Below are 22,324 nucleotides of genomic sequence, written 5' to 3'. Positions count from 1 at the left end.
CGGCCGACGAACGCCCCTCGAATGCCCCCGAAAGTGCGTTTGACGCTTCTGCCTGCGGCTCGCGTTCGGTCACCCGGTAAATTTAACCTGTGCTGGCATCTTTGAGAGCGGTCTCGCTCACTCTGAAGAGTCGCTGGCCGCTCTATATGCTCTCCATGCTGCTGTCGAATCTCTTCGGTGCGGTGCTCGTGTTCGCGTTCGTGCGTTACGGACTTCCCATCGAGGAATCGCAGTCGATCGTCGCGGATCGGGTTCGCAACGTCTACATCTTCGGCGCCTACCTAGTCTTCGCAGGCGCCGTCAGTCTCTACTACGCGGCCCGGATGCTTCGATCGGTCATCCGCTGGCAACTGCGCGGCGGTCCCCCGACTCGTCGGGAACAGATGACGACGCTGCATGCGCCGCTGCGTCAGGCCATCGTGCACCTCGTCCTGTGGATGATCGGCGGTGTCCTGTTCGTCGTGCTCACCGTGACCGACATGCCGTCGCTGGCGATCGCCGTCATCGTCACCGTTGTCATGGCCGCGACAGTGACGTTCGGCTTCACCTACATGCTCGGTGAGCGGATCCTGCGTCCCGTGGCTGCCATGGCTCTGAGCGAAGGTCGCTTCGACCGGACCATGACGCCGGGAGTCGGCACCAGAATGGCAATGACCTGGGGCTTGGGCACGCTGATGCCCGTCATCGGGATCATTTTGCTGTGTGCGACACAGCTGACGACCGATCTGGTCTTCTCCACCGATTCGCTCGCCATCGCGATCATCCTGCTCAGTGTTCTGGCGATCGGGCAGGCCTTCATTCTGTCGATGCTCACCGCGAGCCAGATCTCCGATCCGATCCGCCAGCTGCGTCGCGCCATCGAACGTGTCCAGCGCGGCGACAACGACGTCGAGGTCGACGTCTTCGACGGCAGCGAGATCGGTCGACTACAGGTCGGCTTCAACCGCATGATGGAGGAATCCGCCGAGCGACGGGTTCTGCGCGAGCTATTCGGCCAGCATGTGGGCGAGGACGTGGCGCGCCGCGCATTGCAATTCGGTACCGAATTGGGTGGCGAAACTCGCTTCGTCGCGGTGCTGTTCGTCGACATGGTCGGTTCGACCGCGACGGCGTCCGAGCGTCCGCCGGGAGAGGTCGTCGTCCTTCTCAACGAGTTCTTCCGAGTGGTCGTCGATGTCATCGACAAGCACCACGGTTTCGTCAACAAATTCATGGGCGACGCTGCTCTCGCCATCTTCGGTGCACCCCTCGATCGCCCCGATGCACCGACCGCCGCGCTCGCCGCAGCCCGTGACCTGCGGTTCGCTCTCGACGACATCACCGGGCTCGACATCGGCATCGGCGTGTCCGCCGGCCTCGCGGTCGCCGGAAACATCGGCGCAAAGGAGCGGTTCGAGTACACGGTCATCGGCGATCCGGTCAACGAAGCATCGCGATTGACGGAATTGTCGAAGCTGCGTCCGGGCCGTGTGTTGGCGTCGACCTCCGCTCTGTACTTCGCCAGCGACGAAGAGCAGGAGCATTGGGAGCTGGGCGATCGGGTTCAACTCCGTGGCCGGCGCAGGCTTACCCATCTCGCCTGGCCGGTCGAGCACCCCTGAGCCTGCGGAGTGACCGAGGTTCTCGAGCGGAGCCTGCGGACTGAGCATGGTTCTCGAGCGGAGCCTGCGGACTGAGCATGGTTCTCGAGCGGAGCCTGCGGACTGAGCATGGTTCTCGAGCGGAGCCTGCGGACTGAGCATGGTTCTCGAGCGGAGCCTGCGGAGTGAGCATGGTTCTCGAGCGGAGCCTGCGGAGTGAGCATGGTTGTTGTGGTTACCCTGTCATGGTGGCCGAACCGAGATCCGAGCACGCGGCCGGCGGTCCTCGCACGAGGAACCGCCTCCGTTGGCTCAAGTGGGTTGCCGGGATCGCCCTGATTGCACTGCTCGTAGGCGAGGCAATCTATCTGTGGCCGCGTTTGCACGAGTCGTGGCAGGCGCTCACCGAAATCCACTGGGGTTGGCTCGCGGTATGCATCGTCACCCAGGCCGTGTCCTTGAGCGCGTTCGGCCGGGTTCAGAAGCAATTGCTCCAGGCCGGTGGCGTGCGGGTTCGGCAGTCGAAATCGCTGTCGGTCATCTACGGCAGCACCGCGATGTCCCTTACTCTTCCCGCCGGCCAGGTGTTTTCGACGGCGTTCACATACCGGGAGACCAGGCGTTGGGGTGCGAGCCCGGTCGTGGCGTCGTGGCAGCTCGCCATCTCCGGCGTCATCGCGGCAGCCGGTTTGGCTGTCCTCGGTGTCGGCGGCGCATTGCTCGTCGGCGGGTCGGTCAATACATTCACACTCGTCCTACCGATCGCGGGAGTGCTCGCGATCGTGTTCGCCGTGCGGTACGTCTCCGAGCACCCCCAGTCGATTCGCAGCGTGGCACGGTGGGTGCTGCACAAGGTCAACGACGTTCGGAACCAGCCACCCGACGCTGGCCAGGGCCGGATCGACGAGGTCATCGAACAGGTTCAGTCGGTTCAGCTCGGTAAGCGAGACGCGGGGCTCACACTGTCCTGGTCCGTCGTCCACCGACTCGCCGACGTAGCGTGCCTCGGAGTCGCGTGTCTCGCCGTCGGTGCCGAACCACGGTTGTCCGGCCTGTTGTTCGCCTTCGCCGCAGCCAAAGCCGTCGGTTCGGTCCCCCTGGCGCCGGGCGGACTCGTGGTCGTCGACGCCACTCTCATTGCACTCCTCACCAGCGCAGCGTCGATCAGTGCATCCCAGGCCGTCGCAGCCGCATTCGTCTACCGGGCCGTCAGCTTCATCCTCGTCGCAATCGTCGGCTGGATCGTCTTCCTCGTCCTGTTCAGAAACCACCGGCATGAGGACCTCGAATACGACATAGCCTTCGAGCAGCGCGAAACGAAAGAGCTGCAGCGTGAGGCGAAGAACGCTCGTACGGACGCCGAGTTCGGCGGGGACGGCAGCACTCACCGCGAGCCGCAGAATCCGGGAATCGACAAGACGGATCCCGAGCCGGCGTGATCAGCGGTCGGTGCTTCGGTGTGTGCACACCCTTGGAGTGACCGAATGAGTCGTTCGCTCCCAGCCGGAGACCGAATCAGTCGTTCGGTCACTCTGAGTGACCCAATGAGTCGTTCGCTCCCAGCCGGAGACCGAATCAGTCGTTCGGTCCCATAACCGGGACCGGCTACTTAGCCAGAGTCATGATCTCGGCCCCGTGATCGGTGATGGCGACGGTGTGCTCGCTGTGCGCGGTCCGGCAGCCCGTAGAGCTTCGGAGGGTCCAGCCGTCGTCGTCGGTGACGAGTTCGGCGGTGTCGGCCATCACCCACGGTTCCAGGGCGAGCATCAGGCCGGGACGCAGTGTGTATCCGCGGCCCGCCCGGCCGGTGTTCGATACATGCGGGTCCTGGTGCATCGTCGACCCGATACCGTGGCCGCCGAACTCGGTGTTGATCGGATAACCCGCCGCGCTCAGGACGGAGCCGATGGCATGGGAGATGTCGCCCATGCGAGCCCCAGGTCCGGCGGCCGCTATTCCCGCCGCCAAGGCACGTTCGGTCGCGTCGATGAGTGCGACGCTCTCCGCCGGCTTGTTCTCGCCGACGATGAAGGAGATCGCGGAGTCCGCAGCGACACCTCCGAGGACAACGGCGAGGTCGAGCGACAGCAGGTCCCCGTCGGCGAGCTCGTAGTCGCGCGGTAGCCCGTGGAGCACGGCGTCGTTGACACCGGTGCAGATGTAGTGCCCGAAGGGACCACGCCCGAACGACGGCGCGTAGTCGACGTAGCAGGATGTCGCTCCAGCCGCGACGATCATTTCCTTGGTCCACCGGTCGATGTCGAGCAGATTGGTGCCGACTTCCGTCCGCTCCTTCATCGACTGGAGGATGCCGCCGACGAGAGCTCCTGACTCCTTCGCCTGGGCAAGCTGGGCGGAATTCAGAATCTCGATCATGCGACGCCTCCGAAACAGTCGAATAACTATACCGGCCGAACTATACCGACGACACGGAATAGATGCGGACCTCGGTCCGTTTATGTACAATACAGATTGAACCTTCAACCAATCAGGAGTTGCCATGACCACCGCTATCGCATTGCCCGAACTCTCCGCAGGAACCTGGAACATCGACCCTTCTCACTCGACCGTCGGTTTCTCCGTGCGCCACCTCATGGTCAGCAAGGTCCGCGGACGCTTCCAGGCATTCACCGGCACCATCACGGTCGCCGAGGACGGCACCCCGTCGGTCAACGCCGAAATCGACGTCACCTCCATCACCACCGACAACGAGCAGCGCGACGGCCACCTCAAGACTGCAGACTTCTTCGAGGTCGAGAAGTTCCCGACCGCAACGTTCACCTCCACCTCGGTCAAGGCCGACGGAAGCGACTTCGTTGTGACCGGTGACTTCACCCTCCACGGCGTCACCAAGTCCATCGACCTGAAGCTCGAGTTCAACGGCGTGAACCCAGGCATGGGTGCAGGCCCGGTTGCAGGGTTCGAGGCCAGCACCACGATCAACCGTCGCGACTTCGGCATCAGCATCGACATGCCCCTCGAAGGCGGCGGCGCAGTCGTCGGTGACAAGATCGCCTTGACGCTCGAGATCGAAGCCGGATTCGCTTCCTGATCAGCCTTCCCACGTGAATGTGCCGCCGCGTCAGTTCGATTGACGCGGCGGCACATTCATATCGTCCGGGAACTAGAGTAGGGCCGGTGAGCAGCCGCAGACCCGTCATCGCCGCCGTCATCGATCTACTGTTCGTCGTGATCTTCTGCGCCATCGGCCGCCGAAGCCATGACGAGGCAAACGCCGTCGCCGGACTCGCCACCACTGCATGGCCGTTCATCATCGGCGCACTAGTCGGCTGGGTCGCGACGTGGGTGCTGTACCGGGACAAGTTCGACGCCTACCTGATCATCCCGACGGGCGTGCTCGTGTGGGTATGCACGGTCGTCGCCGGGATGCTCTTGCGCGTGGTCAGCGGGCAAGGAACGGCCGTCAGCTTCATCATTGTCGCGTCGACTGTTCTGGCTGTGTTCTTGTTGGGCTGGCGAGGGCTGGCAAAATTGTTACCTGCCCCGAAAAACTGAGCTGATCTGCGCCATTTCGCCGCGTAAGTCTGGGACAGTTCACTCATGACCGACGTGCAGAGCAAGCAGGACACCGCGTTCTTCGGGCAGCCGTTCGCGCTGGCAAACCTCTTCGGCGTAGAGATGTGGGAACGATTCTCGTTCTACGGGATGCAAGGCATCCTCATCTACTACCTCTACTACTCGACCGCAGACGGCGGACTCGGTATCTCCGAGGCCTCGGCGACGTCCATCGTCGGCGCCTACGGCGGCACGGTCTACCTCTCCACAATCCTCGGCGCATGGATCGCCGACCGGCTTCTCGGATCCGAGCGCACGCTGTTCTACAGCGCTGTGATGATCATGTTCGGCCATATCGCCCTGGCCGTTTTGCCCGGATTCCTCGGTGTCGGAGTCGGATTGGTTCTCGTCGCATTCGGCAGCGGCGGGCTCAAGGCAAACGCGACGTCACTCGTCGGCGATCTCTACGACGAGAAAGACAATCGCCGCGACGCGGGGTTCTCCATCTTCTACATGGGAATCAACCTCGGCGCCTTCATCGGACCGTTGCTCACCGGGTTGGCCTGGGACACAGCCGGATTCCATGCCGGTTTCGGAATTGCCGCGGTGGGAATGGCTCTCGGACTCATCCAGTACACGATCGGCCGAAAGCACCTACACGGCATCGGAGCGGTTCCATCGAATCCGTTGCCTGCGAGCGAGCGCCTCCGGTGGGGCGGTATCGCCGTCGTTGCAATCGTCGTCATCGCATTGCTGTCCGTATTCGGCGCCATCACGGCGTCGAACATGTCCGACATCGTCGTCGGCGTCACTGTCGTCGCCGCTGTCGGCTACTTCGCGCTCATATTGTCCAGCAAGCGCATCACGCAGATCGAGCGTAGACGGGTCATCTCGTTCATTCCGATGTTCATCGCCAGCGCAGCTTTCTGGTCCCTCTATCAACAGCAATTCACCACGGTCCCACTCATCGCGAACAGCAGCCTGGACCGCAACCTGTTCGGCTGGGACTTTCCACCGAACTGGGTGCAGTCCATCAATCCGATCTTCATCATCATTTTTGCCGGTGTGTTCGCGGCGGTGTGGACAAAGCTCGGAGACCGGCAACCGTCGACTCCGCTGAAATTCGCAGCGGGTGTGTTCATCATGGGTCTGGCGTTCCTGGCCTTCGTGCCCTCCCTCGCCGGAAGCAGCATGCCGTTGCTCGCCCTCGTCGGCATCCTGCTGATGTTCACGTTGGCCGAACTGTTCCTGTCGCCGGTCGGCCTATCCCTCTCGACCAAGCTTGCTCCGGAGAACTTCCACACTCAGATGGTGGCATTGTTCTTCCTGTCCGTCGCGTTGGGCTCGGCAATGGCGGGCACCCTGGCCGGCTACTACGACGAGGATAACCCCGATCCGTTCTTCTACAGTGTCGGCGGAGCATCGATTGCCGTCGCTGTCCTGCTGCTGGCCGTGACACCGTGGATCAAGAAGATGATGAGCGGAGTCCGATGAGGGCGCCTATTTCCACATCAACCAGGCGGCCAACCCGAGACCGAGGATCCCGACGGCGGTACGCAGCACCTTCGGGGGAATGACCTTCACCACGGGCGGCCCGCAGTAGCCGCCCGCGAAGGCTCCGATCGCGAGAGCCAGTGCCGCAAGCCAGTTCACGTCGCCCGAAAACGCGAAGATGATCGCCGCGACGGCGTTGGCAATGCCGAGGAAGAAACTCTTGAGGATGCTGACGCGCCAGATGGAGTCCGAGGTGCAGATCAGCCCCAGTGCAAGGAAAATCACGCCGGCTCCTGCCCCGAAGTAACCTCCGTAGATGGCGACGAGGAACAGCGAGATCGGATACAGCGTCGGGAATTCTTTGTCGCCGGCCAGATTTCGGATGCGTGGTTGCAGCAGTAGAGCGACGGCCGCGAAAGCGACGAGGTAGGGGACGACCGCCTCGAAAGAACCTTCCGGCGCGACCAACAGCAGAATCGCACCAGCAAGACCACCGAAGGCCGAGACGATCGCGAATCGGATCAGCTGTTTTCCGCCCCTGGCGATTTCGCTCGACGCTTTGGTCGTTGCCCCGACGCCCGCCGCCACAAGCGCAACCGTGTTCGTGACATTTGCCGCGACCGGCGGTACGCCTGCGACGAGCAAAGCCGGATAGGACACCAGCGATGCGAGACCGGTGACGAACCCGACGAGACCGGCGAAATAACCGGCGACGACGAGGAGTCCGAATTCGAGCAGGGTCACAGAGAACAAAGCTACCGGGAGCGCAGCCTGCGGAGTGACCCGCGGGGGCAGGAGCGCAGCCTGCGGAGTGACCCGCGGGGGCAGGAGCGCAGCCTGCGGAGTGACCCGCGGGGGCAGGAGCGCAGCCTGCGGAGTGACCCAGATAGGCCGCGAGCGGTGGCCGGTGGTTATTCGGCGGCGCCGGAGTCCATTTCGCGGAGTAGCCGGGTGCTCATCTTCACGGCCTGGTCTGTTCCGTCGGCGTCTTCGATGTAGACGGCGAAGGCCAGGTCACCTCTGTTGGCGATGAACCAGCGGTCGTCGCCGCTGTTGCCGGCGAACCCGGTGAGACCGTCGTAGGCGTCGAGGCCCTCGTCGTGCGCCGAGCTCTGGAACATTTCGCGTAACTTCGCCAACGCGTCCGGGGGGATCGACGACGCCTCCGTGTCGGCCACCGCTGTCTGTCCTACGACGATCGATGGAAGCGGAGCGCTGCCTCGTGACACCGCTGCGCCCATCTGTGCTAGTCCGAACGGTGTCACGACTGCCTCAGTCGTCTCGTGTCCGACCGTGCGGAACCGTTCGATCGCAGCGCTTCCGGATGGGAGTTGTCCAGTGAACGCGTCGAGTCCCGGCATCGAGTAGTTCACGCCGATACCGAGCGCTGTGGCGTCGATGCCGTCGACAGTGAGCAGATCGGATGCCGATCCTGCCGGATACATTCCCGAGAATGCGATCTGACCTTGCTCGTTGGCGTAGCTGTTCTGCGCTGCGGCGACGATCGCGCCGGTCGACGGGACAATTGCCACGATCGAAGCAGGTGTACCGACGCTGACGACGGCCTCTTCTGCGGCGAGCTGGATTCGAGGATCGAGTGTCGCGTGCAAGTCGGGACCACCCGGGCCCTGGAAACCCGCCTGACGCGTCAACGATCCGTCGGGTCCGATTACGTCCACGGCCCATCCCGCGGTGGCATCACGATTCTGCTGCCACGCATTTCGAAGTGAATCGAGCAGCGGGGACGTAATTCGCCGGTCGCCGGCGATCAACTTCGGGGTCTGGGCGACGACCACACCCGGAATGGCCCGCAGGTCATCCTCGAGGACGGCGAAATCGTCGTCGCGCAGGTTGACAGCGAGGATCGAACTATTCGGAGATGCCGCGAGGTCTGAGAGCAGCGTGTCCGCGGTGATCAGCGGTGCGACGACATCGATGACGTCGGCGAGCTGTGCCGCAGACGCCGCCGGGTCCGGCATCTGGGCTGGATCGAGAAGGATCGCGTTGATCGTTCGCTCGTTCATCAGCACGTTCTGCGCCGAGTCGAACACCAACGGGGGCGCAGCATCGGTACGTACGTACCGCACGCTTCCACCCGGCGGTAGATCCGGTGCGAGAACGTCTGGTTCCCAAGCGATTCGCCACCCGACACTCAGCTTCTTCGCTGTGCCGCGGGTCGAGTACTGCCAGTCCTTGCCTTCGCCGAAGTTCCACCCACTGTCGACGGTGAAGAACCCGGAGTCGCCAGAGAGATCGATGAACTGCCCGAGTTCGAAGTCCCCCGTCGACGCACCGTTCGCCGACAGTCCGTCGAACATCTGAGTCAGGCTTGCTGCCGCGGCGTTGGGGTACGTCGTCAGCGCTGCGGCTGCTTGGATGTCGTGGTCGTTGAGGGCTGCGACGAAATCGTCGACGACTCCCTCGGCCTCACTCTTCGGGTCGTCGATCGTCCAGAACGCGACCGTCGACGTCAGCACGAGGCTCGCCCCCACAGCGACCACGTAGCGGCCGCGAATCCGGCGCACAACCGGCCTCCCCATAGAACTCATGAGTCACAATATTCACTGTAGTCACATAAGTAACAAGCACGGTATTCACACGCTACGGTCACGATTTCGCTACGCGGCCTCGGTGTGGGGCACAGACTCGCACCGAACGACTCATTCGGTCACCACCGCCGCCGAACGCGCACCTTCCAGCACACGCCCACGTTGCAACCTGCGCCCCGGCTGCAACCTGCGCAACCAGGTCACCGCACCCGAACCCGCACCGAACGACTCATTCGGTCACCACCACCGCCGAACGCGCACCTTCCAGCACACGCCCACGTTGCAACCTGCGCCCCGGCTGCAAACTGCGCAACCAGGTGGGACTACCGCAAGAACCGGCCCGCGGCTTCGAGGGCCGGCGCAGAGCTCTCACCACCCGCGACGAAGACCGCGAACGCCAGATCGCCTTGGATGCCGACGAACCAGCCGTGCGCCCCCTCGTTGTTCGGACCGAATTCGGCGGTACCGGTTTTGCCGAGCAGCCCCGGGATGTCCTGAAGCTGCGTAGCGGTCCCACCCGTGACGGTCTCGCGCATCATGGTCTTGACCTGCTCGGCGACCACCGCATCGACGGGCGCAGGCGTCACGTCGGCGACACCGGGCTGCCCGCTCACAAGGGTCGGAGCCTTCAGTGAACCACCGGCAATCGACGACGCCACCAACGCCATCCCGAACGGGGACGCCGTCACCTGCCCCTGCCCGATCGCTGCTTCGACACGAGCTGCGGGAGTGTCGGCGACGGGCACGCTACCGGTGACCGTCGTCAGACCCGGTGTCACGTAGTCGACGCCGAGCCCGTACTGCTGTGCGGTCAGCTGGAGCGCGTCCGCCGGCAGTCCGACGCCGAGCCGCCCCATCGTCGTGTTGCACGAGCGCGCAAAGGCGGTGTGCAGCGGAACATCACCGAGATCGAAGTTGTCGTCGTTCGGGATCTGACGCCCCTCGATGTTCTCGGTGCCCGGGCACGGCAGGATCGTGTCCGGTGTAGCGATGCCGGCGTCGAGCGCAGCGGACGTCGTCACGGTCTTGAATGTCGATCCCGGTGGGTACAGACCGGTGAGGGCGATGGGGCCCTCGGCGTCTGCCGCTGAGTTCTGGGCGACAGCCAGTACGTTGCCGGTGGACGGCTGCAGAGCGACGATCGCAGACTGCTGCGGAAGCGAAGCCAGTGCGTTCTCGGCTTTGATCTGTAATCCGCTGTCGAGTGTGGTCGCGATGTCGGGTGCCGGGCTCGCATCGACCCCTGCCAGCTGCTCGACGGATCCGTCCGCTTTCAGAGACTGAATCGACCAGCCCTTGTTGTCGTCGAGCTGAGTTTGCCAGAGATCGGCGACCCCGGTGAGCGCGGGCGAGGCGAGGGCGCGGTCGGTCGTCAGCAGACGAGTTTGTGGGGCGAGTGTGACTCCGGGCACTGCCGTCAGTTCCGCGGCGATCGGGTCGAGGTCCGACTGCCGAAGCGAGACGAGCGTGACGGAATTGCCCTGCGACTGAGCCTGATCCGCGGCAATGGATTGGGCAGTGATCGTCGGGACGATCGGCGTGAGGTACGACGCCACTACAGCGGGATCAGCCGTCGAATCGACGTTGACCAGTGTGACGACCTGCTGCGACATCAGCTCGGCGCCGGTTCGGTCGAACACTTTGGGCGTCACGAGCGCATCGGTCGAGATGTAGCGGACAGTCGAGTCGGCAGCGAGACCAGGCGCGAGCACCGCCGGGTCCCAGTTGATCCGCCAACCTTGGTCGGTTTCGGTCGCGGTGGCTGTGGTGTCGTACTGCCACTGCTTCGGCTCGCCGTCGGGCTCCTCCGTCCCGTCCGTCGTAGTCGAGAAACGCCATGTGGCATCCAGCGTCACCGATCCGCCCTCGTCCGAAGCCGATTCGACGGCGAAGTCGGGAGTCGCGGTGACAGTCCCGCTTGCGCTCAACCCGTCGTACAGCCCGGCCAGCGCTGCCGACGCAGCGGCCGGATCGGTCGTCAGCGCGGCCGCCGCATCAGCCGAGCCGCTGTTGATCGCGTCGACGAACTGCTCGGCGGTGGTCTGCGGTTCGGGCGGGCCGTCGTCTCCGCAGCCTGCCAGGACCAACGCCCCGACGGCGACGAGGGAGGAAACCGTCTTCTTCGATGTGCGCACCCGTCCGATCATGCCTGAATCGTGGCGAAGTGATGAACAACGGTGTAATCACGTAATCAGGAACTGAAAAGGAGTAGTCATGAGAAAGTTCGGAAGACCAGGCGGATGGCAGCAGGCCGATGTACCCGACGCGTCGGATGCGCCCGAGTGGTTCGGCGGCAGACTTCCCGAGAACTGGTTCGCCGGTGCAGCCACTGTCGAGGTGGACCGCGAGGAAATCGTTGTGATCGGTGAACTCCCCATCGGCGACGACGAGGGATCCGCGGCAACCGAGGGCCGGATCGCTCGATTCCGCGAGACCACACGTCAGGACAGAATGCAGATCGCCGACGAGGCCGAGGCGCGCTACGGCCGCAAGGTCGCATGGGGAGTGACCGTCGACGGGGAGGCCGTGCTCTTCACGCACCTCGCTGTCCCGGTCATGACGAGACTGCGCCAACCGGAACGGAAGGTGCTCGACACACTCGTCGACGCAGGGGTCGCGCGATCACGTGCAGATGCATTGTCGTGGGCGGTCAAACTGGTCGGGGAGCACACTCAGGACTGGCTGGGCGAGCTGCGTGAGGCAATGACGAAGGTCGACGACCTGCGCAAGAAGGGCCCGACGTCGTAATTCGGTTGCATGCTGCCGGTGATCCCACCTAACCTGGGAATTACCTTGTCGTCGACAGATTCGGAGAGGCCGTTGCTCGTTTAGAGGTTTTCACGCATGCCAGCACGCACGCACACCTCTGGAGCAACCTTGTCTACTTCACCATCCCTGTCCATATCCGGTCTCGATTTCACCTGGCCCGACGGCAGTCCGGTATTCGACGCACTCGATGCCGTATTCCCCACCGGTGCAACAGGTCTTGTCGGATCGAACGGCACCGGCAAATCGACGCTGTTGAAACTCGTCGTCGGAGAGTTGACGCCGACGCGCGGGTCGATCACGATTCCCGGCACTCTCGGCTACCTACCGCAGGATGTCGCGCTGCGGCCGGGTAGGCGCGTCGACGAGGTCCTTCGTCTTCGTGAAATCCGAGAGTCTCTGCACCGCATCGAATCCGGAGATTCGACCGAGAGTGACTTCGCGACCGTGGGGACACAGTGGGATGTCGAGGAACGCGCCGTGGCACTGCTCGACCGGCTCGGACTCGGCCATCTCGTCGCCGTGCCTGCAGATCTCGATCGGGTTCTCGGAACGCTGTCCGGCGGCGAATCGATGCTGCTTGCTCTGACTGCTGAACTGTTGGCCGAACCCGACGTCCTACTGCTCGACGAGCCGACCAACAACCTCGATCTGCATGCGCGCGCACGCCTCTACGAGGCGATCGGTGCGTTTCGAGGTGTACTGATCGTCACCAGCCACGACCGCGAACTTCTCGACGCCATGGATACCATCGCCGAACTCAGAGCCCACCGCGACGGTCCTACGCGACTGCGGATGTTCGGCGGGAACTACACCCACTATCGAGCCGTCGTCGATGCAGAGCAGGAGGCAGCCCGGGCCGCGGTGAACGACGCGAAAAACGATGTGCGCAAGCAGGAGCGGGAGCTGGTCGAGACGAGGACCAAGATCGACCGTCGAATCCGATATGGCCAGAAGATGTACGAGCAGAAGCGTGCGCCCAAGATCCTCATGGGCAAGCGCAAGAGAGCCGCGCAGGTGTCGGCGGGCAAACTGCGCAACACCCACCTCGAGAAAGTCGACGATGCTCACGACGTGCTCGCCGCCGCCGAGGAGCGGCTACGCGACGATCGCGAAATACGCGTCGCGCTGCCTGCGACGAAAGTTCATGCCGGACAAGCGGTTGCTCACGTTGGAGATCTCGAGATCGTCGGGCCCGAACGGATCGCGCTGATCGGACCGAACGGAAGCGGGAAGACGACACTGCTCGACACGATCGACGCTTCGGGGCCGGCCGTGCCGTGGCGCTACCTTCCGCAACGACTCGATGTCTTCGACGAATCACGCACCGTCGCAGAGAACGTCGCCGACGTCGCGGAAACCGCGTCGAACGAGCAGATTCGAGCTCAGCTCGCTCGATTTCTGTTTCGTGGCTCCGACGCGGACGCGGTCGTCTCGACGTTATCGGGTGGTGAGCGATTGCGTGCGGCGTTGGCACGGATTCTTCTGGCCGAACCAGCCCCTCGACTGCTGATGCTCGACGAGCCCACCAACAATCTCGATCTCGTCAGCAAGGCACATCTGACCGAGGCGCTGTCGAGCTACGAGGGAGCTCTCGTCGTCGTCAGCCACGACCTGCCGTTCCTCCGCGAACTGCACCCGACGCGGTGGATCGAGCTCTGACGCACTTCGCGCACCCCGGCCTGCGCATCGTCTCGCTGTGAGGTCGATACTGCAACGTATGTCCTGGACGAGCGGTCTCGGTCGACTGCCGGGTGTCGCGACGGCCCGCGCCTACCGCCGGGAATGGTTGCGAAACGACATCACGGCAGGGCTCGTTCTCACGGCCCTGCTGATTCCGGCAGGAATGGGGTACGCGCAGGCAGCCGGGTTGCCTGCATACGCAGGCCTGTACGCGACGATCGTGCCGCTGCTCGCATATGCAGTCGTCGGGCCGTCGAAGATTCTCGTCCTCGGTCCGGATTCATCGCTGGCGCCTCTCATCGCCGCAGCGATCGTGCCGCTGGCCGTCACCGACGATCCGGCGAGCGCGTTGGCCCTGGCCGGCGTCCTCGGCGTCCTTGTCGGCATCATCCTGCTGGCCGGCGGTTTCCTACGGCTTGGTTTCGTCACCGCACTGCTGTCGAAGCCCATTCGACTCGGCTACCTGAACGCGATCGCGCTCGTCGTCATCGTCGGTCAATGTCCGAAGCTGCTCGGTTTCTCGGTCGACGCCAGTGACCTTCTCGGACAGATCGAGCAGACCGTGCGATCGGTCGCCCTCGGCGGCGTCGACCCCGTCGCAGCGGCGGTGGGCATCGGCTCGATTGCCGTCATCGTCGCATTTCGTCGTTGGCTTCCCCGTGTCCCGGGAGTTCTGGTCGCGGTGATCGGAGCGGTCGTGGCGTCCGCTGCGCTGGATCTCACCGACCGAATCGACATGGTCGGCGCATTGCCGACAGGGTTGCCGCTGCCCTCGTTCGGCGGCGTCGACTGGGGAGACGTCGCCGCGTTGATCGGGCCGGCTGCGGCGATCGCCCTCATCGCATTCGCCGACACAGGAGTTCTCTCCCGAACGTTCGCAGCCAGACGCGGTGACGATGTGGACGGCAGCAGCGAGATGAAGGCGATCGGTGTCGCCAACGTCACCGGTGGATTGTTCGGTGGTTTCCCCATCTCTGCCAGCGGATCACGCACGCCGGTAGCCGAACAGAACGGTGCTCGAACACAACTGACCGGTGTTGTGGGCGCGCTCGCGGTCCTCGTCTTCGTTCTCGTCGCCCCCGGCGTCACCGCTTATCTGCCCGACGCGGCGCTCGGGGCAGTGGTGATCGTGGCGGCTACTTCGCTCGTCGACGTGAGCGGAACAGTACGAATGTGGCACCTGAGTCGCGTCGAATTCGCCACCGGTGCAGCAGCGTTCCTCGGGGTCGCACTCGTCGGGGTGCTGGAGGGCATTCTCGTTGCAATCGGTCTGTCCTTCGTCGCCGTCGTGGCGCGTGCGTGGCAGCCGTACCGCACGGAACTCGTTCGTACGCAGCACCGCCCGGGATTCCACGACGTTCAACGCCATCCCGACGGTCACCGCATCCCTGGACTCGTCCTGCTCCGATTCGACGCTCCGCTGTTCTTCGCCAACGGTGAGATCTTCGATCAGTACGTACGCTCGGTCGTCGACGCCGCCCCGACACCCGTCGAGTGGGTTGTCATCGCAGCCGAGCCCATCACCGGACTCGACACGACCGCCGTCGACGAGTTGGTCGACCTCGACCGATTCCTCCGAAGTCGAGAGATACGGCTGGTCTTTGCCGAGATGAAGGGCCCGATCAAGGATCGGCTCATTCGCTTCGGTGTCGGCGGTAGGTTCGACTCGACGCGCTTCTACTACACCGTCGAAGCCGCAGTGAACGCGTTCGAGCTGAGATAATCACCGTCGTGGACTACGCAGTGAACCCGGACGACGGCACTCGGATCGCATTTCAGGTCGTGGGCTCGGGCCCGCCCCTCCTCCTGGTGCATGGCAGCCTGTTGACGCACGCGATCTGGCGGACGTTCGGATACGTCAGAGCACTGCGTCCATCACGCACGCTGATTCTCCTCGACATGCGCGGCCACGGCCGCAGCGACAAGCCGCACCAGGTCTCGGCATACCGAATGGAGTCGATCGTCGGAGATCTCGTGGCGGTGCTCGATGCCGCCGGTGTGTCCAGCGCCGACTACTGGGGCTACTCGTACGGGGGACGCGCCGGATTGACACTGGCTGCCCGCGCACCGGAGAGAATCAACAGCCTCGTCGTCGGCGGCGGTTCCCATGGCCCGCAGCGCGGGGCATTCGATCGGCTGTTCTTCCCCGGATGCGCGGACGTGCTCGCAGAGCACGGAATGGGAGGGTTCCTCGACGAGTGGAACAACCACCGACTGTTCCCGGTCGACGCCGCGACCCGAGCGGTGTTCTCCGCCAACGATTCCGATGCGATGGCCGCATACTTCCGCGCATCCGATCTCGAACCCGGGCTTTCGGACGGCGATCTCGAGCAGTTCGATATGCCCAGCCTGTTCTACGTCGGCTCGGAAGACCGCACCAGGCTCGACGATTCACGTTCAGCGGCCCGGCTGGTCCCGCGCGCCGAGTTCCATCTCATCGATGGATTCGACCATTCCACGACGCCCGCCGCGAGTGCGGAAGTGTTGGGCGTCGTTCAGCCGTTTCTCGAGCGCAATGTCCCGTCTTACTTCAACCCCGCGAACTGATCGTCCCGCCACTCACCGGACAACACCTCACCTGAATCCTCACGCGCCCGCAGCTCCACCCGTCGAATCTTGCCCGAGATGGTCTTCGGTAGCTCGAAGAACTCGATTCGGCGCACACGCAGGTACGGCGCCAGATGCTCGCGTGCGTACTTCAATATTTCGAACGCGGTGTCCTCGTTCGGTTCCCAGCCCGCAGCGAGTGCGACGTATGCTTTCGGAACTGCCAGGCGAGTCTCGTCGGGGGCGGGTACGACGGCAGCCTCCGCCACCGCTGGGTGCTCGATCAACACGCTTTCCAGTTCGAACGGCGACACCTTGTAATCCGACGCCTTGAAGACGTCGTCGGTGCGGCCTACGTAGGTGATGTAGCCACGCTCGTCACGGGAGGCAACGTCTCCGGTGTGGTAATAGCCGCCTTTCATCACCTCCGCGTTGCGTGCCGGATCGCCCAGATATCCGGTCATCAGGTTGTACGGCTTCTTCGCCAGATCCAGACAGATTTCACCTTCGTCGGCTTCCAGTCCGGTCACCGGGTCGATGATGACGACCGGGACGCCGGGGAGGGGGCGTCCCATCGATCCGAACTTCAGCTCCGAACCAGGCGTATTGGCCACGAGCGCAGTGGTTTCCGTCTGGCCGAAGCCGTCGCGGATGTTGAGCCCCCACTCCTTCTGTACGTGCGAGATCACCTCGGGGTTCAGGGGTTCACCCGCTCCGATCGCTTCACGCAGCGCTCCCCCACCGCCGGAGATATCCGCTTGAATCAGCATGCGCCACACCGTCGGTGGGGCGCAGAACGTCGTCACCTCGGCGCGACGGATCTGACCGAGGAGGGCTTTGGCGTCGAAGCGCGTGTAGTTGTATACGAAGATCGTGGCCTCGGCGATCCACGGCGCAAAGAAGCAGCTCCACGCGTGCTTCGCCCAGCCGGGTGAACTGATGTTGAGGTGCACGTCTCCCGGTTGGAGCCCGAGGAAGTACATGGTGCTCAGGTGGCCGACAGGGTAGGAGACCTGCGTGTGCTCGACGAGCTTCGGTTTGCTCGTCGTTCCCGAGGTGAAGTACAGAAGCAGCCGGTCGTCGGGTGACGTGACGGCCTCGAACGGCTCCGCATCCTGCACGTCGTACGCAGCATGGAAGTCGGTCCATCCCGGAACGTCGCCGACGGAAATCTTCAGATAGTCACCGGGAACGTCGTCGAATTTCGCTGCATCCACTGGGTTGACGATGACAGCTTTGGCTTGCCCGCGCTCGATACGATCGGTGAGGTCGGCGGAACCGATGGCCGTTGTCGTCGGCATCAGCACAGCCCCGAGCTTCATGACCGCCAGCATCGATTCCCACAGCTCGACTTGGTTGCCGAGCATCAGCACGACGGCGTCGCCACGGGAGATCCCGAGCGAGGAGAGCCAGCGACCGACCTGGTCCGAGCGTCGGGACATGTCGTCGAAGCTGTATTTCGCCTCCGAGCCGTCTTCCTCGACGATCCACAGAGCAGTTCCGTCGTTGTCACGCGCGAACGCGTCGAACCAGTCGATCGCCCAGTTGAAGTTGCCCTCGAACGTGGGCCATTCGAATTTCTCCAAGGCGGTGTCGTAGTCGCCGTGGGCGCCCAGCAGGGTGTCCCGTGCCTGCTTGAACCTCGCGAATGCTGTTCCGTCCGTCATGGTCACTCCTTGCTGTGGCGCACATCTCACTGATCGACCACGGTATGGACCTCGGCTACGGGCGCGCTACCCCCGGATGGGGGCATGAGCACCGGTCGACGCGGCGGCCCGGACTGGGCCTAGTGGCGCGGTTAAGTGCACGGGAGTGCCCCCCCCCCCCCCCCCACTGGGGGCGGAGCCCCCAGGTAGACCTCGCTCAGATCCGCGCACCGGTCTCCGGGTGGAACAGGTGAATCGCGCCCTCGAGTCGGGTCAGGCCGATGCTCTCGCCGATCTTCGCCGGCGCCCGCACTGCGGACCGAGCAACGAGCGAAACCGGTCCACCGTCGAGACCCTTCACCTTGGGATCGTCCAAATGCGCGTACAGGTACGACTCGCTGCCGAGCTCCTCGATGAGATCGACCTTCCCCTCGAAGCCCTCACCACCGCCGTGCACGATGCCGAGCTGCTCGGGGCGCAGTCCGACCGTAACCTCGTCGAGCCCCAGGCTCGCAAGCTTGGTGAGTTCATCGCGCTCGAGCGGCAGCAGGAACTCCCCGATCTGAACTCCACCGGAGCCGATGGGCACCGTCATCAAGTTCATGGCCGGTGATCCGATGAAGCCGGCGACGAACGCATTGACCGGGTTGTCGTACAGATCCGTCGGGCTCGCGAACTGCTGCAGCTTGCCGCCGCGCAGAACTGCGACGCGGTCCCCCATCGTCATGGCCTCGACCTGGTCGTGGGTCACGTACACGGTGGTGGTGCCGAGCCTGCGCTGCAACGCCGCGATCTGAGTACGCGTCTGGACACGCAGCTTCGCGTCGAGGTTGCTCAGCGGCTCGTCCATGCAGAACACCTGAGGTTCACGAACGATAGCGCGGCCCATGGCAACTCGCTGCCGTTGGCCACCGGAAAGCTTGCCCGGCTTGCGGTCGAGGTACTCGGTGAGGTCGAGAATCTTGGCGGCTTCGGCAACTTTCTGCTTGCGCTCCTCGAGCGAAACGCCGCGCATCTTCAAGGCAAATCCCATGTTCTCCCCGACGGTCTTGTTGGGGTAGAGCGCATAGTTCTGGAACACCATGGCGATGTCGCGGTCCTTCGACGGAACACCGACCATGTTCTTGCCGCCGATTTCGATTGCACCACCGTCGATCTCCTCCAGCCCGGCGAGCATACGCAGAGCGGTGGACTTTCCGGAGCCGGACGGTCCGACGAGGACGACGAACTCACCGTCCTGGATGTCGAGGTCGAGCGAATCGACAGCGAGCTTGTCGGCACCTTCGTAGACGCAGGATGCCTTCTTGTACGTGATTGCAGCCATGACTTGTTTCTCCTGAGTTTCGAAAGGCCGAGTTACTTGATGGCACCGAAGGACAGACCGCGCACGAGCTTGTTCTGCGCAAACCATCCGGCAAGGACCACAGGGAGTGCTGCGAACGTCGCAGCCGCGGACAACTGGGCCCAGTACAGGCCCTGCCCGGTGATGAAGCCGACGAGGTAGACCGGGATCGTCTGGGCCTGAACGGCAGTGAGGTTGACGGCGAAGAAGAATTCGTTCCACGAGAAGATCACGCAGATCAGCGATGTCGCCGCGATACCGGGTGAAACGAGAGGCAGGATCACCTCGCGGACCGAGGTCCACAGTGATGCACCGTCCATACTCGCGGCCTCGAGCAGTTCGCTCGGCACCTCGAGGAAGAACGAACGCATCATCCACACCGCGATCGGCAGATTCATTGCGGTGTAGAGAATCACCAGCGTCCAGATGTTGTCCAGCATCCCGATATCGCCGACGATCACGTACAGGGGCACGATCGCCGCGACGACCGGGAGCATCTTGGTGGAGATGAAGAAGAACAGCACGTCCTTCGTCTTCTTCACCGGCCTGAGCGAGAGGGCGAACGCAGCGGGAACACCGAGCAGCAGAACGAGCAGCGTCGAAACGATGGTCGCGAACGCCGAGTTGAGCAACGCGGTACCGATTCCGCTTTCCAGCACCCCGCGGTACTGATCGAGGGTCGGGGTGAAGAACAGCTTCGGTGGGTCGGAGTAGGCATCGGCCTCCTGTTTGAACCCGGTCAGAACCATCCACAGCACGGGGAAGAAGAACACGATGCCTGCCACCCAGGCCACGACGGACCAGATTGTTCCCGTTCCCCAATTGCTGCGGCGTTTGATCGCCACGCCGTCAGATGTCTGCGGTGTCGATTTCTTGGACTTGTTCGTGGTCGCGGTACTCATCACGCCGCCTCCTCGTTTCCACTGAAGCTCTTGAAGATCAGTCTCAAAGCCAGGGTGCTGACGATGATGGTGGCCACCACGGTAACGACGCCCATGGCTGCGGCTTGACCGATGTCGAAGCCGAGGAACGCACGTTGGTAGATGTAGAACGGAAGGTTCGCCGACGCGACTCCTGGCCCGCCCGAGGTCATCATGTACACGGCGTCGAATGTGTTGACCAGGTAGATCGCGCCGAGGACGGCACCGAGTTCGATGAAGCGTCGTAGATGCGGGAACGTCAGTTCACGGAAGAGTGCGACCGGCCCTGCGCCGTCGACTCGAGCCGCCTCGGAGATGTCTTTCGGCATCGACTGAAGTCCGGCCAGGATCAACAGCATCATGAACGGGGTCCACTGCCAGATCAGGTTGGCCATCACCGCAGGCAATGGGAACCGCGAGACCCAGTCGATCTGGTCCACCCCGAACGGACTCAGCACGAAGTTGATCAGCCCGAAGACCGGGTCGAACATCGTGGTCTTCCAGATCAGCGCACCTGCAACGGGAGTGATCAAGAATGGGGTGATCAGCAACGTGCGAATCAGGCTGCGGCCGATGAACTTACGATCCAACAGCAAAGCCAGGAACAGCCCGAGAATCACCGAGATGATGACTGTTCCGACGATCATGATCACGGTGTTGAGCGCGACCTCACGGAACTGACTGTCTCGGAAGACATCGACGTAGTTGTTGAGCCAGTTGAACTCTCGTGAGCCCGGCCGGACGAGATTCCAGGACTGCGTCGAGTAGTACAGCGTGAACAAGAACGGAATCTGCGTGACGACTATCGCGAACACCATCGCCGGCAGCAGCGGGCCGCGTCGACGCCACCCCTCCGCCTTGGAGACGGTCCTTCGCCTCGGTACGAATTCTTCGGAATCGGCGTCCGCCGACCTCGTTTCGGTGGTGGTCATCCCTGGCCCTCCTGGTACGTCTTGCCGACCACTTCGGCGTACTGCTGCGCTTGAGCGAGCGCGTCCTGGACGCTGATTCGTCCTGCCACTGCTGCACTGATCTGCTGACTGACACGAGTTCCGAGATCCTGAAACTCAGGAATGGTCAGGAACTGCACTCCGGTGTAGGGAACTGGATCGACGGTCGGATCGTTGGGGTCCGCGCCGTTGATCGAGTCCAACGTCACCTGGCCGTACGCAGCCGACGCTTCCTTGTACTCGGGAATCTCGTAGGTGGACAGTCGGCTTCCGGGTGGCACTCGCTCCCAGCCAAGCTCGTTGCCGACCTTGTTCAGGTATTCCTTGCTGGTCATCCACGACACGAACTTCCAGGCGTCGTCCGGGTTTTCCGAGGTCGTCGGGATTCCGAGAGCCCAGGAGTAGAGCCAGCCGTTGTCACCCTTGGCTTCGCTCGGCGCCTTGGCGTAGCCGATCTTGCCGACGACATTGCTCGACGTCGGATCCTCCAGGACCGAGACGGCGGAGGTGGCGTCGTACCACATCGCAGTGTTGCCCTGCGACAGCTGCGTACCGCATTCGCTGAAACCACTTGTTGCTGCGCCTGCTTGACCGTGTTCGCGAACGGTGTCGACGTAGAACTGCACTGCAGCCTCGGTTTCAGGGCTGGTCAGCTGTGCATTCCAGTTCTCGTCGTACCAGCGTCCGCCGAAAGCGTTGATGACGGTGTTCAACGGCGCGAGTACCTCACCCCAGCCGGGCTTTCCGCGTAGGCAGATGCCGGAGACATCGTCACTGTCCAATGCGGCTGCGGCGTCGGCGACTTCCTGCCAGGTTGGCTCCTCGGGCATTGTGATCCCCGCCGCTTCCATCAAGTCCTTGCGATACATCAGGAACGAGGATTCACCGTAGAACGGCACCGAGTACATGCTTCCCTCGTAGGACAGCGATTCCTTCAGCGTCGGGATGAAGTCGTCCTCGTCGTACCCCGGCGTGGCATCGGCGTACTCGGAAAGATTGGTGAGCCAGCCGTTCTCGGCCCATTGCGGGGTCTCGAAGTTGCTGATCATCACTACGTCGAACTCACCGCCACCGGTGGCGACCGAGGCTGTGATCTTTGCGCGCGCCTCGTTCTCCGACAGCGAGACAAACTTCAGATTGATCCCGGGATTTTCGGCCTCGAATGCTGGCGCCAGGGAAATGGCGTCGGACATCTGCGAGTTCGAGACGATGGCCACGGTGATCGTCGTACCGTCGCCGTCACCGCCGAACGACCCCGCGCCGGCACAGCCGGACAGCACCAAGGTCGTCGTAAGCGAAGCCGCGACAACCACTTTCGGGAGTACCCTCAT

At 63.4% G+C, this 22,324-nt stretch carries 18 protein-coding genes; 9 read left to right on the top strand and 9 right to left on the bottom strand.

The window, feature by feature from the left end; all coding sequences use genetic code 11:
- Window positions 1-146 precede the first annotated feature (146 nt).
- A complete protein-coding gene (locus WDS16_RS24290) occupies window positions 147-1,601 on the top strand; it encodes an adenylate/guanylate cyclase domain-containing protein (protein ID WP_338893600.1) in 1,455 nt (484 codons plus the stop codon).
- A 224-nt stretch (window positions 1,602-1,825) separates the two neighbouring features.
- Complete coding sequence (locus tag WDS16_RS24285; RefSeq protein WP_338888381.1) at window positions 1,826-3,019, top strand: YbhN family protein; 1,194 nt, start codon at window positions 1,826-1,828, stop codon at window positions 3,017-3,019.
- 166 nt (window positions 3,020-3,185) lie between these two features.
- Here the strand turns inward: WDS16_RS24285 and map are convergent, their stop codons facing one another.
- Window positions 3,186-3,956 (bottom strand): type I methionyl aminopeptidase, encoded by a 771-nt coding sequence (gene map, locus WDS16_RS24280; RefSeq protein ID WP_338888380.1) that lies wholly within the window; start codon window positions 3,954-3,956, stop codon window positions 3,186-3,188.
- 124 nt (window positions 3,957-4,080) lie between these two features.
- Here map and WDS16_RS24275 point away from each other — a divergent pair, with 124 nt between their 5' ends.
- From WDS16_RS24275 to WDS16_RS24265, 3 genes are all read left to right on the top strand, one after another.
- Window positions 4,081-4,632, top strand: coding sequence for a YceI family protein (locus WDS16_RS24275; RefSeq protein WP_338888378.1), 552 nt, complete (start codon window positions 4,081-4,083; stop codon window positions 4,630-4,632).
- Between the two features lie 86 nt (window positions 4,633-4,718).
- Window positions 4,719-5,096: a DUF3054 domain-containing protein gene (locus WDS16_RS24270; RefSeq protein ID WP_338888376.1), complete on the top strand. Its 378-nt coding sequence runs from the start codon at window positions 4,719-4,721 to the stop codon at window positions 5,094-5,096.
- A gap of 45 nt (window positions 5,097-5,141) precedes the next feature.
- The gene (locus WDS16_RS24265; protein ID WP_338888374.1) at window positions 5,142-6,590 is read left to right on the top strand and encodes an oligopeptide:H+ symporter; all 1,449 of its coding nucleotides are present in this window, start codon (window positions 5,142-5,144) and stop codon (window positions 6,588-6,590) included.
- A gap of 6 nt (window positions 6,591-6,596) precedes the next feature.
- On the opposite strand, the gene WDS16_RS24260 is transcribed toward WDS16_RS24265, so the two are convergent.
- The 3 genes from WDS16_RS24260 to WDS16_RS24250 all read right to left on the bottom strand — a co-directional run bounded on the left by WDS16_RS24260 (window position 6,597) and on the right by WDS16_RS24250 (window position 11,286).
- Window positions 6,597-7,334, bottom strand: a complete 738-nt coding sequence (locus WDS16_RS24260; RefSeq protein WP_338888372.1) for a sulfite exporter TauE/SafE family protein — start codon at window positions 7,332-7,334, stop codon at window positions 6,597-6,599.
- 167 nt (window positions 7,335-7,501) lie between these two features.
- On the bottom strand, window positions 7,502-9,130 hold the full coding sequence (locus tag WDS16_RS24255; RefSeq protein ID WP_422395860.1) for an NTF2-like N-terminal transpeptidase domain-containing protein: 1,629 nt from the start codon (window positions 9,128-9,130) through the stop codon (window positions 7,502-7,504).
- Between the two features lie 332 nt (window positions 9,131-9,462).
- Complete coding sequence (locus tag WDS16_RS24250; protein WP_338888370.1) at window positions 9,463-11,286, bottom strand: penicillin-binding transpeptidase domain-containing protein; 1,824 nt, start codon at window positions 11,284-11,286, stop codon at window positions 9,463-9,465.
- A 67-nt stretch (window positions 11,287-11,353) separates the two neighbouring features.
- On the opposite strand from WDS16_RS24250, the gene WDS16_RS24245 reads away from it, so the two are divergent.
- The 4 genes from WDS16_RS24245 to WDS16_RS24230 all read left to right on the top strand — a co-directional run bounded on the left by WDS16_RS24245 (window position 11,354) and on the right by WDS16_RS24230 (window position 16,135).
- Window positions 11,354-11,887, top strand: a complete 534-nt coding sequence (locus WDS16_RS24245; RefSeq protein WP_338888368.1) for a hypothetical protein — start codon at window positions 11,354-11,356, stop codon at window positions 11,885-11,887.
- 96 nt (window positions 11,888-11,983) lie between these two features.
- Complete coding sequence (locus WDS16_RS24240; RefSeq protein ID WP_338888367.1) at window positions 11,984-13,567, top strand: ABC-F family ATP-binding cassette domain-containing protein; 1,584 nt, start codon at window positions 11,984-11,986, stop codon at window positions 13,565-13,567.
- Between the two features lie 58 nt (window positions 13,568-13,625).
- Window positions 13,626-15,311: a SulP family inorganic anion transporter gene (locus WDS16_RS24235; RefSeq protein WP_338888366.1), complete on the top strand. Its 1,686-nt coding sequence runs from the start codon at window positions 13,626-13,628 to the stop codon at window positions 15,309-15,311.
- Between the two features lie 8 nt (window positions 15,312-15,319).
- Window positions 15,320-16,135, top strand: a complete 816-nt coding sequence (locus WDS16_RS24230; RefSeq protein ID WP_338888365.1) for an alpha/beta hydrolase — start codon at window positions 15,320-15,322, stop codon at window positions 16,133-16,135.
- Here the strand turns inward: WDS16_RS24230 and WDS16_RS24225 are convergent.
- The 5 genes from WDS16_RS24225 to WDS16_RS24205 all read right to left on the bottom strand — a co-directional run bounded on the left by WDS16_RS24225 (window position 16,114) and on the right by WDS16_RS24205 (window position 22,324).
- Window positions 16,114-17,802 (bottom strand): AMP-binding protein, encoded by a 1,689-nt coding sequence (locus WDS16_RS24225; protein WP_338888364.1) that lies wholly within the window; start codon window positions 17,800-17,802, stop codon window positions 16,114-16,116. The genes WDS16_RS24230 and WDS16_RS24225 overlap by 22 nt on opposite strands.
- A 196-nt stretch (window positions 17,803-17,998) precedes the next feature.
- Window positions 17,999-19,105 (bottom strand): ABC transporter ATP-binding protein, encoded by a 1,107-nt coding sequence (locus WDS16_RS24220; protein ID WP_338888362.1) that lies wholly within the window; start codon window positions 19,103-19,105, stop codon window positions 17,999-18,001.
- A gap of 32 nt (window positions 19,106-19,137) precedes the next feature.
- The gene (locus tag WDS16_RS24215) at window positions 19,138-20,025 is read right to left on the bottom strand and encodes a carbohydrate ABC transporter permease (protein WP_338888360.1); all 888 of its coding nucleotides are present in this window, start codon (window positions 20,023-20,025) and stop codon (window positions 19,138-19,140) included.
- Entirely contained in the window at window positions 20,025-20,975 is a 951-nt protein-coding gene (locus tag WDS16_RS24210; protein ID WP_338888359.1) for a sugar ABC transporter permease, read from the bottom strand. Before WDS16_RS24210 ends, WDS16_RS24215 begins: the two co-directional genes overlap by 1 nt.
- Complete coding sequence (locus WDS16_RS24205; RefSeq protein ID WP_338888357.1) at window positions 20,972-22,324, bottom strand: sugar ABC transporter substrate-binding protein; 1,353 nt, start codon at window positions 22,322-22,324, stop codon at window positions 20,972-20,974. Before WDS16_RS24205 ends, WDS16_RS24210 begins: the two co-directional genes overlap by 4 nt.

Source organism: Rhodococcus sovatensis (assembly GCF_037327425.1).
GTDB lineage: Bacteria > Actinomycetota > Actinomycetes > Mycobacteriales > Mycobacteriaceae > Rhodococcoides > Rhodococcoides sovatense.
The sequence above is the reverse complement of the archived record's forward strand: the minus strand, read 5'-3'. Positions and strand labels throughout refer to the sequence as shown.